Genomic DNA, 13,481 nt, shown 5'->3' on the forward strand with positions numbered 1-13,481 from the left:
GCCGCGATTCAACATCGCGACGATCGAGCCGATGATCTCGAGATGGCTCAGCTCTTCGGTGGCGATATCGAACAGCATGTCCTTGCGCCCGGGGTCTTCTTCGGCAACGGCCTGCGTGAAGTAGCGCATCGCGGCGGCCAGTTCGCCTTGCGGCCCGCCGAACTGCTCGAGCATCAGATTCGCAAGCCCGGGATTGGTCGTGCCGACGCGGACCGTGTATTGCAGCCTTTTGTTGTGCATGAACATCGTGACCTCCATTGGAGTTGGTACTGTGGGTCTTCCATCCGCCGTGCCACGCGCGCGGAGCGCCGTCGCATGTGGACGGCGCGAGTCTGTCTGCGCATGCCGCGTTCCCGCACACCTGACGTGAGCGGACATTGGAGCGACGTGCGGCGCCCCGCGCGTGCGGCAGGGCGAGACAGGGGCGACGAGCGGCGTGATGTCTCGCTCCGGCAGCTAGCCGGGGCAGACAAGTCGCGGTTAACTTCCTTTGGTGGCATCCGGAGCGTCGGAGGCTCCGGTCGTTCTGCTTGCAAGCTTTGGCTTGCCCAAAGCAAGTCGGGAGGCTGTAACGGGCTAGCGGTCTCGAGACCAACTTTGCGCGCACGTGCGAGTAGGCCCCGGAAGGAGGCGGATCGCGAAGAGGACCATCGCTTTGCCCACGAACACGATGTTCCGTCGGAGTGTCGTAAAAAACGTGTGCGATGGAGGTGTTCGCTAAGCGGCTGCTGTTTGCGCTTATCGCACTTCTCCATCTCTGGTTCCGAACCCCAGTCCGCTTTGCTCGTCGATGTCGAGTCGTCGCACCAGCACGTTTTCCGCAAGCTGTCTGCTGACGAGTTCTCTGCATAGCCACGATACGTCTGACGCGCGCGTGGCGACGATGGAGAGTTCGACGGTCTGGTCGTCGAACTGCCTGACGTCGCCCGAAAGTTGCGCATCGCTGTCGAGCAACACCCGGTACAGGAGCAGGAGGCCCGACTTGTCCGCGAGACGAATCGACATCTGGATCAGCATCTTTTCACCCGTTCCCTTGCCACCGAAAATGGGAGTCTTCCCGGCGCCATCGAGCGGTCGATCTTCTCGTGTTCAACCGATCAAAAATCGGCGACATGCCTGCGCATTAATGGCGACTCTTTGAATGCCGACGATTGCCAGGGCGATCGCGCATCCGTCATGCCAAGGCGAGACCCAAGGGCATACCCCATTCCGATCCTTTACCTGGATGCATTGGTGCTCATCCGGAGACGTGAAGCGAGGGCTTACGGAGAATTGCCGGTGCGATCCCGGGAATAACCCCTGCTCATTCCAGTTGATGCTGTCGCGGGACTGGCGTTAGGCAGCAGCGGGTAGTCGGGAATGCTCGTTGCGGCGGGCCAGGCTGCATCACTTTCGCGCCGGCCCTTTGCGGCCGGTACCTGCAGATCACCCAATTCGAGGAAACGGTTATGACGAGCGAAACGCTTCTGGTACTTCCAGATAACGGAGGCGAGGCCGAACGGGCTGCGGTGGGCAGCGCCGACAGACGCACGGAAGTCAATCATTTTTTCGATGCGACTGAAAGGTTGTTTGAACTGAACCGCACGGCAGTAAAGACTTCAATTGATGAGCAATGTGTAGTCGCATTGAAGGCGCTTGAAGAAAGGTCGCCGCTGGGCGCGTGGCGGCTGCAGGCGAGCTATGTCTTTGCCGGATCGGCAAAGGCGGTTGCCTACTGGCGCCATGCGAGCGAAATCCTGCTGGACTCGTTTGCGGATGCCGTGAGTGACGCCGAGCATCGCGTGAACCGGGGCTTCCTCGTGATGACAGGCGCGATGGAAGATGCGAGCGTCGGGCTCGGGTCCTCGATTCTCATGGGAGACCCGGGGCCCGCGACACAGAGCATGGAGGAAACGGCGCAGATCATCTCGCAACCGGAGGACGAAACTCCTGCGCGACGGCGCGGTAGGGCAGACGGACAAAGCGCGTCAAAGTAGCGCAGGCACGACGTAGAGCAATACGCGCGGCCACGCTTGCCTAACCGCGGCTGTCGGATGAGGCGAAAGAGCGGTGTTGGCCCACGCCGCGGCCGGCGCGCGCGAATCATTTATGCGTGTCGCGCGCACCGGTCCGCCGGTTGCGTCGACAGGCGAACGCATCGGCGCTTCTAACGGAAACCCAGATGAAACAGACGAACGGATACAAGGAAAAGGTAGCGTAATGGAAACACGCATGCAGAATTCGTCGCGGGGCACGACGCTCGTACGCGGACTCGGGTGGTTCAGCATCGCGCTTGGTGTTGCCGAACTCGTGGCGCCGCGAGTAGTGTCGAGAGCGGCAGGTGTCGAGGCGCGCACCGCGCTTGTTCGTGCCTACGGCCTGCGGGAGATCGCTTGCGGAATCGGCCTGCTTGCCGCGCGCGACCCACAGCGATTCCTCGCGGCACGCGTGGCCGGCGACGTCGCCGACATGGGCAGCGTCGCCGCCGCATCGTACAAGCTGAGCCCGCGCGACAAACGCCGTTCCCTCGGCGCGGCCATCAACATCGCGGGCATTACGGCACTAGACCTTTACGCGACGCGCGCGTGTCGTGATACTCGGACGCTTGCGAACTCTGGTCGCGCGGTACGTCAAGATTACAGTGGACGCACCGGTTTTCCACGCAACGCCGAACAGATGCGCGGCGCTGCGCTCGCCGATTTCCACATGCCGCGCGACATGCGGGCGCCGGATGCGTTGCAGCCCTACACCACTACCTAGTTCGATACCACGAACCCCGAGCGGGCGGACGAAAGGCTATTGGCGAAGGGCAAGAACCATCCCGAACAAGGCCCCTACGCGCCCGAACACGATCATCTCGAGCCCGACCTTGGAACCCGCGAAAGACTTGGCACGCCCACGCAGCAAGGGCGATCTGGAAGCTTGAACCTTCGTTCGCCCCGCCCTGGTGATTCGAAGCCCAGCTGTTCGAAAAGTCGCGAAGCGATTCAGCCGACGCCTGCTTCGACGCATCCGGTCTCTTGCACCGCGCGTCGATCTGGCGCTCAACTGCGGGGAGCGTTATCCATCGAAAATTCCTCTTTCGGTTCGTCTCGTATCGACGCTGAACCCGCGGCAATGGAATAAACGGCGAGCGCAGGAAGCCCATTCGAAGGGCAATCCTGCGCTGTGCCGGTCGCAGCTTACTGTTGCTTAGCTTTCTGGTTGCCGGCCCTTTCCGCAAACTCGGTCAGCTTGAGATCCGTGGCCTTTTCTTCCTCTAGCGTCTCTTTCAGCAGCTTCACGGCTTCGGTGAAACCCAGTTGCTTGCCAATGGCGCACAGACTACCGTAGGTGGCGATCTCGTAGTGTTCGACCTTCTGCGCGGCAGCCACGAGGCCCGCATCGAGGACGGCACCTTTTTCAATCTCGTCGATCAGTTCCTGACCTTCTTCTATCAATCCCTCCATCGCGATGCACTTCATTCTCTTCAGGCGGATGTCGCAGGTTTCCACCACCTTGTCGATCCGTTCGACCTGTCCTTGCGTTTCTTCAAGATGAGTCTTGAATGCGTCGCTCAGCGCCGGGTCGGAAGCGGCGCGGGAGAGTTTCGCCAGTGCCCGGGTCAGTTGCTTCTCCGCGCTATAGATATCGGAAAGCATGTGCACGAACAGATCATCGACCGTCTTTCGCTGTGACATTTGGGGGCTCCTAAAAGGTTGTTCAGAGCCCTCAGCGGCGCAACGAGTATGCCTGAGACCGACCGACGCGCATCCAGACCTGCAACGGCGAACTCAGCGGCGAGTGCGCAGAAACCACCGGGACCTTGGGCGGGGGAGGGTGTCAAGCGGGCGATGCTTGCGAAATGTGAGGGGAATTGCCAACGCTTAGAAGTTGACGTCGAGCCATGCCTTCGCCCAAGCCACACCGCGCTCATTTGCGGAAGCCTCGGTGTCGAAATAGCCAATGTCGGTGAAGCGAAAGACCTGGCGATTGTCCGCGTAGTCCTGAGGGCGGCGCTCGACCTCTACGCGAGCGTGGTAGTGAAAGCCTCTCTTCTCCGGTAACGAACGAATCATCCACTCCCGATGCGTCACCTGCCACGATACGTCGGTCATTCTGATTTATATGGACGCCTTCCCGTTTGCCAGGTGCGACCAATCTCCATAGTAAATGGGTCTTCTACGCGGCGTAGACCGCATAACCGGGTTGATACGTTCGACCATGAGCCATTAGCGCCGATGATGCGCACAATCTTTTGAGCCAACGCGATGCACCGGCCCCACGAATGCAGCAAACTCCTGGCCTGAGTGGTACCCATGGGCACCGCCGATCGTCGCGATCGCCGTCATGCATGTTTTGACAGTTTCGCTAGCAGTCCCTGTGCCTCGACGGTTTTCATAGCCTGTCCGAAAGACGCGGTCGACAGCGCTCACGCGTGCGCGGATTCTCGCCCGCCGTGGAAAAATGGGGCCGCTTGCGGGGGGAGGAGACGCGTCGATGTAACGCGTCGCGGCGCAAAGTGGACAGCGTAAAGATCTTTGCATCCCTTAGCTAGAAAAGGAGCCACCTTAGGAACCAGAAAAGGCCATTTCGCAGTCGACCTCCGAGCAGATCCATTTCCTCGTCGTTCACGTGCACACGGTTTCTGGCGAGAAGAACTGCCGAAGTACGAACAGCAGGCCGGGCGCTTCAGCCTCGAACGCGCGCATTCCTGGTCATCGCCGCAGCCCGATGAGGTTGGCGACAATCCTTTCGTTGCATACTCTCAGCCATTAGACAATGCGTCGGTTCCCCGCCTCTAGTTGAACATTTCCGGCCGCAAGTCGCTTACCTCGATGATCACATCGGCCGGCAGATTGGCCCGGCGTGCTGCGGCGCGGATGGCATCGGCGCTAGGCGCCTCATACAGGCAATAAGTCTTCTTCTTGTCCGCGCTGAGAAACGAAAAGAGCCACTCGACACCTTCTTCGTCGTTGATTCTCTTCACAGTTGCAGCACTTTCGTCTGTGACCTCGAGTTGTTCTGCAAAATTACGTTCAATCATAAACCGCGGCATACGATTCTCCTTGAGTAGCGACTGCACATTGCATCTCAACCGGTACGATCGACTGTGCTAATTTCTGTTGCCTGCTATTGCCTGCGCGCCACCAATGCGCTCGACGAGTGCGAACATCTTGAGTTTTTTGGCTGCTGCGGCCGCCATCGAGAGCAGATCCTGCGCACGTGCTCTATCTCCGATGCCATTGCGTGCCGCCAGCATGAGCGCGTATTCGTGGCGGCCATGTGCGAGCCAGGGCCAGGCTCGCAAGCGCTCATCCATGCGCAGCGCGTATTCGAAATGCTGTTCTGCCGCTGACCAGTCGCCGAGAGCATGGGCCAGCATGCCAAGGAACCGCGCCGCAGATCCACAGCAAAGCGTAAAGACTGGAACCGTGACCACCTGATCCCGGAAGGGCAGGAGAAGGGCATAAATCCGTTCGGCATGTTCGACGTCCCGCAGGCGGGCGGCAACCTCCGCCAGATATGTCAACGTAACAAGCCGCTTGCTGTCCACGGGGATGCTGGATTCCGATTCCGCAAGCCGAACGAGGTTGTCGCGGGCCTGCGCCTCGAAGCCGAGATCACTGCAGATCAACATGAATCCTGGCCGCCACGTAGTGTCCTCGGAATGCTCGTCGACAAACCGCTTGAAGATCGGCGCTACCTCAGCGAGCCGACCCTGTTCGCGACGTATCGCGAACATTTGCATGCCGTAGACACCCGTAGCGAAATTCGCGTCGGCGTTCTGCGCCATCTGCAACGAGTCGCGGGTCTTGTGCTCCGCCTCGGCGAAGTCGCCGACGAGTATCGCCCGCATCGCCTGCGCCCCCGTCACGCACCACTTGTCGACGAAGTGCTGTCCGCTGGCGGCGATCTGCCGATACCGTTCCAGCGCGCTTTCGAAACGGTCCACCTCGCCGATCTCCAGGTAGCCGGCAAGACATCGGGCGCATGCATGTCCGATGGTATGCGCATCGCCGAGATCCTCCGCCATCTGCCGCAACTCCAGCAACACGCTTTCACGCTCCGCAAACCTGTTCGCAGGTAACGGGAGAGCCCCGACATGCATCAACTCGCACGCCAATGCATCGAACAGGCTCGGCAGATCGTTCAGGCGTCTGGCGAGGGCGACGGCCTCCTCGCCAAATTCACTACTTTGTTCGCGTGCACCTGTCATATGCACGGTGCGGACGAGGCGGCACAACAGGCGGCAACGCTCCACCGATTCCTCGGTGCCGATCAGGGCGAGGGCCTCTTCCAGCAGCGAAAGCGATGCATCGCCGGAACCTTCGAGGAAGGTCTCGGCAGTATCGAACTCCAACGCTGCCTGCACGAGATACGACGTGAGCTTCCATTCGCGGGCAATCCGGGCGGCCTCGCGGAAGGTCGCAATCGCCTCGCGTTGGGCCAGTCTGAGCTCTGCCCTGCCTCTTGTCAGCAGCAGAGGCAGTAGGTGAGTGGCACGATCCGCCTCGCTGTGGAAGCATCGGTTGACCAGTTCAAGTCCGCGTTGCACATGGGCGATAGCCTCATCGTAGGCGGCGCCCGCCAGCGCCCGTTCCCCGGCACGCTGCCAGTAGCCGATCGCGCGATCCGGCAGGTCGGCCGCAGCGAAGTTCTGAGCGATCACTTCGGGTTGCCGCTCGACGACGTCCGGATAATGTTCTTCGAGAGCACCGGCGATCAGCGCGTGGTAGTTCCTGCGGCGCGCAAGCAGCAGGGATTGGTATGCAATCTCCTGGATCAATGCATGCCGGAACAGGAAGGCGTCTTCTTCGGCGAGTTTCCCCGAAGCAGGAACAATGATTTCGGCCGCAATCAGCCGGTCGAGTGATTCCTGCAGTTCGTCCTCTGACCTGGACGCAATCAGACCAAGCAGCTTCCTGCCGAACTCACGCCCCACTGTGGCCGCAACCTGCGCGGTTTCCTTGACGATTGGCTCCAGCCGGTCGAGCCTCGACAGCAGCGAACCCTGCAGCGTGTCCGGAATCGCGATTGTCTGCCGCGTGCCTTTCAACTCGTAGCCGGCCCCGGTGTCCTCCAACTGGTCGCCCTGGAGAACGGCCTTGGTCAGTTCTTCGACAAAGAGCGGCACACCGTCCGTCTTGGAGACGATCTGGTCGAGTAGGAGATCCGGCAGCCGCTTGCCGCCCGTCAGCCGCTCGATCATTGCAACGCAATCACGGCGCGATAGCCGATCGAGATTGAGTTGTACGAGATGAGGGTAAGTCCATCCCGGGTCGAACTCGGGCCGCGCCGTGACAAGTACCATCAGCCGGGCGGACGTCAGCCGTTCAACCACGAGCCGAACGAACTCGAGGGATGACGGATCGATCCAGTGCGCGTCTTCGACAACGAAAAGCACCGGCTGAACACGCGTCGACATCTCGAGCATGGCCACCAGCGCGTCCAGCGTCCGGCGCTTGAAGGAAGGAGAAGACGTGTCGACTGCCGGATGTCGCGCGCCTGTCGGAATACCAAGCAGATTCGTAAGGACCAGAAGTGTCTCGTCGACATCGAGTCCGAGTCTTGCGATCCCGGCCTCTAGCCGCTCCATATTCGATGCATCTGACGCGTCCGGGCCGACGCCAAAAGTGCGCTGTAGCCAGCGTTGTACCGGCCAAAAAGGGCTGTTGCGATAGTACGCCGAACATTGAAGCGAAACGATTGCATGCGTGTCTTCACTGATGCTGTCGCAGAGCGCCCGCAGCACGCGGGATTTTCCGATTCCCGGCTCGCCGGTCAACAGCACGCAGCGCATTTCGCTATCGACGCTCTGCCTCCACCGCCGCCGCATCATGTCGAGTTCCGCAGCCCGGCCCACGAGTGGCGTCATCCCGCGGACCGCCCTGATTTCGAAGCGGTCGATCGTGTCCGCTTGCGCCAGTACTCGTTGGACCCGAACCGGACCGGTGACACCTTTCAGTTCTCGCCAGCCAAGGTCTTCAAGCTTGAACGACCCTTCGATCAGATGCTGCGTGGCCGGCCCCACGACGATCGCGTCGGGAGGAGCGAGCGATTGCAGCCTTGCGGCTATGATTGGCGCCTCCCCGACGATGGCCTGGTAATCCAGCGAAGATCCGGCGCCAATCGCGCCGGCGACGACAAGTCCCGTTTCGATCCCGATCCGGACATGCAGGCGCACGCCGTACTCCGTTTCGATGAGATCGTTGGCCTCGCGAAGCGCAGCTATGGCAGCGAGCGCGGCGAGTACCGCGCGTATCGCATCGTCTTCGTGCGCACTCGGATAGCCGAAATAGACGAGCAGGCCGTCGCCGATATAAAGCGCGATGCGACCATCATGGGCTTCGATTGCCCGCGCACAGGCTTGATGGTAGACGCCTAGCAGACGTCGCATATCCTCTGGATCGAATCGCTCCGCTAGCGCTGTCGAATCGATCAGGTCGACGAACATCACCGTGATTTGCCGCCTCTCGGCCTCGATGGCTTCAGATGCAGGCGACGGTGCGTCCGCGCGTTCCGCCACCCGGCCAAGCGAATGCACGTGGAATTCGTTCAGCGCTGCAAGTCCCTTTGCGAGCCGCTTGCGGTCACCAAGCGTAAGGCCGAGTTCCTTCAGGTCATCGTCGGAAAGATCGCCGAGCACATCCCAGTCGATTCCTTGTGAGGCGAACTTCGCAGTATGGGCGCCGAGGCCAATCTGCGCTAACCATGTCGTCAGATCGTCGGTCATTGCTGGATCTCTGGAATCCCTATCCAACGCTATCATCGGCGTGGTAGCCCAACTTGTCCATGCGGCTTCGCACCTCGTTCCGGCGAGTTTCGGGACCGGCGCGTGCGATGGGTCTTTTTAAGTAGGAACGACGAACATTTCGACCCGGTGACCACGGCGGCACTGCCCACACCTGCAGCTTCAGCCCTTGACATTACAGGGTCTGCCGGTCGCGACGCCACACGTCGTGACCGGCCATTCCCGCGAGAGCGGGCATCCGCCTTCAGTGCTCGACCTGCCAGCGCAGCACCGGATGGGTCGCGCCCGCCGGCATCACCCATGCGCCATTGCTGCCGAAGTTCCAGCCGACGAAACTCCTCGGATCGCTCATCTGCGCGGTGGTCAAGCCGTTCGAAGCCGGCAGATTGCCGCCGCTTTTTGCTTGTCCCGTCGTTTCGGTATCCCAGTAGACGTCGCTGCCGAGTCCTGTGCAGTATGCGCAGACCCCGCCCACCGTCACAAGGTTGAACGCTGAGACCTTGCCCGACGCGAACGACTCCGTGATCGTCCCGGTGTTGTGGTTGACGAGGCCGCCGGACGAGCCGCGTGACTCGTTAGCGGCAACGTTGCCGGTCGCGTAGGACTGGGTGATCGTGCCCAGATTGCTATAGACGAGGCCGCCGCCGCCGGAGTCGGCCGTGACGTTGGCGCTGCTGCCGGAGCGCGCGATCGTTCCATAGTTGGTGCCGACGAGACCACCAAGCGTCGCGCCGGCGGCATTGGATGCCGGCGCGATGTAACCCGAGGTGAACGTATTGATGATCAGGCCGTGATTGCTCATGGCGAGAATGCCGTCGGACCTGTAAGACGGCGCATAGGTGCCCGACTGCGCGTTCAGGATGTTCACGTCCCTGACCGCGCCGTTCGCGGCAATATCGCTAAACACAGCATCCGTGTCGGGCCTGATGTTGGACACGCTGTGCCACATGCCGTCAAATTGGCCGGTGAACGACAGCTTGCTGGCGAATCCGAGCGTCTTGAACGCGTAGCCGCCCGCGTCGATGTCGCGGCCCAGCGCATAGTTGCCGCTCATATCGTTCTCGATGTTCTGCAGATCCTGCGCCGTATTGACGAGCTTGTAGCCGGTGATCTGCGAGAGCAGCCCGCTATAGTCTGGCGCGGCCCACCCTGCGTTCGCGAGCAGGGTGCCTGGCGTGAAGCTGCCGGTCATGTCATAGAACGCGCTTACCGTGCCGGTGCTTTGCGACCAGTCGATCATGCCGTGATTCGTGACGCTGCCGCCGTTGTTCACGCCGGCCGTGTCGGCGCGAAGCGTCAGCGCGCCGACGCCCTGGTTGCTAAAGGTGACACCCGGGCCGACCGATACGCTATGCGCCGCGTTCAGCGCGAGCGATGCGCCGCCTGTCCACTGAATGCTTTGATCCGCGTTGATGTCGCCGCTCCGGCCTGCTGCACCGGTGGTCGTCATTGAGATCGAGGTACCGTCGTTCATGCTGCGCGCGAATGAGCGCGCCGCGCCGTTATCGAACGTGTAGGCGGGCAGCGTGACGTTCCATTGACCCGCGACGACCTTCGCGAAGTCCCCCCAGAACGTGAAGAGCCCCGTGTCCATATCGACCGTGCCGCCTTTGCCGTCCGCATTCTTCGCGGCGATGTTGCCGGCGAGAATCACCTGTCCACCGGGGCCCGTGACGAGCCACACATGCCCGTCGCGCACGGCGGTGCCGGTCGCACGCAGGACGTCGGCGTTGCCAGCGAGGGCATAGATGTTGCCGTCAACGGCTTGCAGGCTGACCTGCGCCGCTTCGACCGCGCCCGTGTTGACGATCGCGCCGCCGCTCGCCGTCTGCACGAATATCTGCCGCGAGCTGGAGGAGTCCTGCAACAGCACCTTGGTCCCGACACCGACCTCGGCGGTGCCATTCGGCGCGCTGACGTTGCCGTAGTTGTCCACTTCCTTCGCGGCTATCAGCAGTACGTCACCGTTCGTCGAGCCGATATTGCCGAGATTGACCACGCGATGATCCGACCCGCCGGAAAACGTCAGCGCGGAGCCGTTCATGAACGACGCGTTGTCGGTGTCGAGCGTGGAGGCGACGAAGCGGCCGCCCGTCGTGACGACACCTTGCGGCCCGATCAGCACGCCTTGCGGATTGATCAGGTAGACGCTGCCCGTCGCGTTTAGCTTGCCGAGCAGCATCGACGGCGAACCGCCTGTCACGCGGTTCAGCGTCGCGCCGTCGCCGTTGTTGAAGATGACCGTGTTGCCCTTGCCAATAGAGAAGCGATTCCAGTCGATCACGCCGCGCGTTGAGCCCGGCTGTGTGACCACAAGCTCGTTGCCCTGGGCGGCTATCGTGCCCGCGCCGGCGACATAACGGCCGCCTTGTGGAAGGACGCCCGCCGCGAGCGCCACGGGTGTCAGGGACAGTCCAGTCAGCGAAATGCCGATGGCCAGCAGGGAGCCTGCATTTGAATGTTGCCGACGCTGTGCGTGTAGCACATTCCCAAGTAGGTTCAGTCGTGACATACCCTCTCCCGAGTCCACGCAAAATGGCTGCCGACGACCCGCAGAGTCCAGCGCAAATACGTTGGTCGCAGCGTCTGAAGAATAGCTCCCGGCCCCGCGCATGCAGGCCGATATCTCTGCGTTTTGCGCCTTGTCGTCTGTGCAGTTCGGGCCACTTGTTGAGTGGCGACAGCAGTCTTTAGCCGCGCTCGGAATATCTGTTTCTCCTCCCCGTTTACTCGACACCTCTCTCCGGCATCCGATTGCCGATTTCACCCCGCCACATCGCATCGCAGGTTGCCCACCGCGAGGCATCGTCACGCTCGTGACAGGTGACCCGCTGCCCGGCCATGGATAACACGCGACTCGACTTTCAATGGAGGTTAAGCCACACATCGATACCCAACCGAAGATCTTTCCGTAGACGCGGGTCAACCTCAGGAGCCATCATGAAATCGCTATTCAAGCCCCGCAGCTTCAGACCACTGGGTTCTGGCGCTGCCAGCCTGTCCGCTGCCGTCTTCATCGGCGCGTTGGCCGCAGGCCAAGCACGCGCGGAACAGCCGCCGCCGCCTTGCCATCCGAATCCGAACGCGGCAGCTGACAGCGCGCTGGTGCGTCAGCGCGGCGACATCGCGCACCTGCCGGACCCGCTGCAAGATCTCCTCCAAAGGATGGCCGAACGGCCCCATAGCTATTTGCCAATTCAGGCCTATGCCGAGGCCGACAAACCGAGCCAGCTGTTCCAGTATTTCCTGCTGTCCACAGTAGGATTCGAGCCCAATACGTTCACGGCACGATTCTCGGGCATCAACGACCAGGCGATGCTGACGGCAACTGGCGGCAACTGCGGCTTGCCGACCATCGGTGCGGTGCGCCTGGTGGTCGAGCCGAAGCCCGGGCTGCCCACTGATCCCGCTAACGTTCGCGCCTTCATCGATGTATTTACCGACCTTTCAAATCTGTTTGTGATCAACAATGAAAGCGGCTGGTACGAGGGCTGGATGATCCACGATCTGCAAGTGCCGAATGTCGCACCGCCCCGTCCCGACGGGCACGCCCAGTTCGGCACAATGACAGTCGCAGACGCAGCCGCTTTGCGGGCAATGGGTACGCACCACAACGTGCCGGGCCAGCTCTTCACAATGGATGGCAAGTCACCGCATTTGCCCGATGCTTCAGACCACTTCCCCGAGCGCCAGACCAATATCGTGCCGATCCAGTTAAGCATGGGGGCGCTCAACTGCATGCAGCAGGCTGATTGTCACGGGTACTGGGAATTCAACTACACGACCAATTGGATCCATCCACTCTACGAGTTGCCTTTTACCGGAGGTATTCCCGGTAGCTTTGAAGCCGGCAAAGTTGGCGAGCTGTCGTCACTGATCCCCGGCGCTGGACCGGCAGGTGCGAAGAACAGTGCGATCGACTATGGTGACGATCCGAACAATACGGCCCCACTGGGTGGTGCAGGTCCGCGCGACCCCGACCGATTCGATGCCGAAGTCGATAACCAGCGTGAATACCGCCAGCGCTTCATCCCAAGCGGACTGGCGCACGAAATCTACCTGGACACCTACGTGCGAGTGGCATCGTTCGAGCAGGGCACGCCATTCCCGCAGCGCTTGTACGACGCCTATGTGGCTGAAGTCAAACGGGTCGATACCAATGGCGACGGCGTCATTTCGGCACGCGAGGGAGACGTGGATACTCCCAGCGATGGGTTCCCGGACAATTCCCGCCTGTTCTTGCCAGCGACTTCGTTCCGTCGCTTTGCCGTGACGCGCGAAATCAATGACGGCTACCTGGCGCCGCGGTTCGCGCCCAGCCAACGGGCGTGGGTACTGACTGGCGCTGCCATAAGCGTAAGCCCGCCGAGGCCGGCGTCTGCGGGCCGTGACGGCGACGACCGCTGAAGGCAACTCGCAACGCGTCGAACTGACGGGCCGTTTAATGAGTTGCGACAGGCACTCGACCCGTACCGTGCGCTCTGAAGGTCGACAGGAGGACCGCCCACGAGGCGGCCCTCCTGTAGCCTCGTTCCACTGATGCTCACCACCTCGGCTGGTTCTCTCAACAGTCTTATTCGGAGGGAAGCCATGAGCGCCTCTCTTTCTCCAGAAACGAATTCCGTCATCAAATCGACCGCCCCTGTCATGCAAAAGCATGGCGTGGCAATCACGACGCGCATGGGGGGACGCCGCGGGGGAACGCATTCTGAACGCGTGGGCCGAGGCATACTGGTTTTTGGCAGATGAGGGACCATCCGATACATCC

General features: G+C 61.4%; 10 protein-coding genes. 3 read left to right on the top strand and 7 right to left on the bottom strand.

Translation table 11 applies throughout. The annotated features are described in order from the left end of the window. Positions 1 to 246: manganese catalase family protein (locus GCT19_RS30935; protein WP_193727468.1), on the bottom strand; the 246-nt coding region annotated here is incomplete at its 3' end. 492 nt (positions 247 to 738) lie between these two features. Continuing rightward, on the bottom strand, positions 739 to 1,017 hold the full coding sequence (locus GCT19_RS30940) for a hypothetical protein (protein WP_152854012.1): 279 nt from the start codon (positions 1,015 to 1,017) through the stop codon (positions 739 to 741). A 431-nt stretch (positions 1,018 to 1,448) separates the two neighbouring features. Here GCT19_RS30940 and phaP point away from each other — a divergent pair, with 431 nt between their 5' ends. Next, positions 1,449 to 1,976 carry a TIGR01841 family phasin gene (gene phaP / locus GCT19_RS30945; protein ID WP_152854013.1) on the top strand — a complete coding sequence of 176 codons (528 nt, stop codon included), beginning with the start codon at positions 1,449 to 1,451 and terminating at the stop codon, positions 1,974 to 1,976. Positions 1,977 to 2,211: 235 nt separating this feature from the next. Beyond that, entirely contained in the window at positions 2,212 to 2,739 is a 528-nt protein-coding gene (locus tag GCT19_RS30950; RefSeq protein WP_227749359.1) for a hypothetical protein, read from the top strand. Positions 2,740 to 3,161: 422 nt separating this feature from the next. Here the strand turns inward: GCT19_RS30950 and GCT19_RS30955 are convergent, their stop codons facing one another. From GCT19_RS30955 to GCT19_RS30975, 5 genes are all read right to left on the bottom strand, one after another. Further along, positions 3,162 to 3,659: a YciE/YciF ferroxidase family protein gene (locus tag GCT19_RS30955; RefSeq protein WP_013094080.1), complete on the bottom strand. Its 498-nt coding sequence runs from the start codon at positions 3,657 to 3,659 to the stop codon at positions 3,162 to 3,164. A 186-nt stretch (positions 3,660 to 3,845) separates the two neighbouring features. After that, entirely contained in the window at positions 3,846 to 4,076 is a 231-nt protein-coding gene (locus GCT19_RS30960) for a hypothetical protein (protein ID WP_018434964.1), read from the bottom strand. A 683-nt stretch (positions 4,077 to 4,759) separates the two neighbouring features. After that, positions 4,760 to 5,017, bottom strand: coding sequence for a DUF4242 domain-containing protein (locus tag GCT19_RS30965; RefSeq protein WP_013094082.1), 258 nt, complete (start codon positions 5,015 to 5,017; stop codon positions 4,760 to 4,762). A 57-nt stretch (positions 5,018 to 5,074) separates the two neighbouring features. Then, a complete protein-coding gene (locus tag GCT19_RS30970) occupies positions 5,075 to 8,695 on the bottom strand; it encodes an AAA family ATPase (RefSeq protein WP_152854015.1) in 3,621 nt (1,206 codons plus the stop codon). Between the two features lie 262 nt (positions 8,696 to 8,957). Next, a complete protein-coding gene (locus tag GCT19_RS30975; protein ID WP_227749360.1) occupies positions 8,958 to 11,225 on the bottom strand; it encodes a two-partner secretion domain-containing protein in 2,268 nt (755 codons plus the stop codon). A 428-nt stretch (positions 11,226 to 11,653) separates the two neighbouring features. Here GCT19_RS30975 and GCT19_RS30980 point away from each other — a divergent pair, with 428 nt between their 5' ends. Further along, positions 11,654 to 13,120 carry a hypothetical protein gene (locus GCT19_RS30980; protein ID WP_018434961.1) on the top strand — a complete coding sequence of 489 codons (1,467 nt, stop codon included), beginning with the start codon at positions 11,654 to 11,656 and terminating at the stop codon, positions 13,118 to 13,120. Positions 13,121 to 13,481: the final 361 nt, after the last annotated feature.

This window comes from Paraburkholderia atlantica, from assembly GCF_009362785.1.
GTDB classification, from domain to species: Bacteria; Pseudomonadota; Gammaproteobacteria; order Burkholderiales; family Burkholderiaceae; genus Paraburkholderia; species Paraburkholderia atlantica.

Excerpts from the sequence above, each read along its gene's own strand:
- GCT19_RS30940 (WP_152854012.1), bottom strand. The coding sequence starts at position 1,017 with ATGCTGATCCAGATGTCGATTCGTCTCGCGGACAAGTCGGGCCTCCTG.
- GCT19_RS30980 (WP_018434961.1), top strand. The coding sequence starts at position 11,654 with ATGAAATCGCTATTCAAGCCCCGCAGCTTCAGACCACTGGGTTCTGGC.
- GCT19_RS30975 (WP_227749360.1), bottom strand. The coding sequence starts at position 11,225 with ATGTCACGACTGAACCTACTTGGGAATGTGCTACACGCACAGCGTCGG.
- GCT19_RS30955 (WP_013094080.1), bottom strand. The coding sequence starts at position 3,659 with ATGTCACAGCGAAAGACGGTCGATGATCTGTTCGTGCACATGCTTTCC.
- GCT19_RS30965 (WP_013094082.1), bottom strand. The coding sequence starts at position 5,017 with ATGCCGCGGTTTATGATTGAACGTAATTTTGCAGAACAACTCGAGGTC.
- GCT19_RS30950 (WP_227749359.1), top strand. The coding sequence starts at position 2,212 with ATGCAGAATTCGTCGCGGGGCACGACGCTCGTACGCGGACTCGGGTGG.
- phaP (WP_152854013.1), top strand. The coding sequence starts at position 1,449 with ATGACGAGCGAAACGCTTCTGGTACTTCCAGATAACGGAGGCGAGGCC.
- GCT19_RS30960 (WP_018434964.1), bottom strand. The coding sequence starts at position 4,076 with ATGACCGACGTATCGTGGCAGGTGACGCATCGGGAGTGGATGATTCGT.
- GCT19_RS30970 (WP_152854015.1), bottom strand. The coding sequence starts at position 8,695 with ATGACCGACGATCTGACGACATGGTTAGCGCAGATTGGCCTCGGCGCC.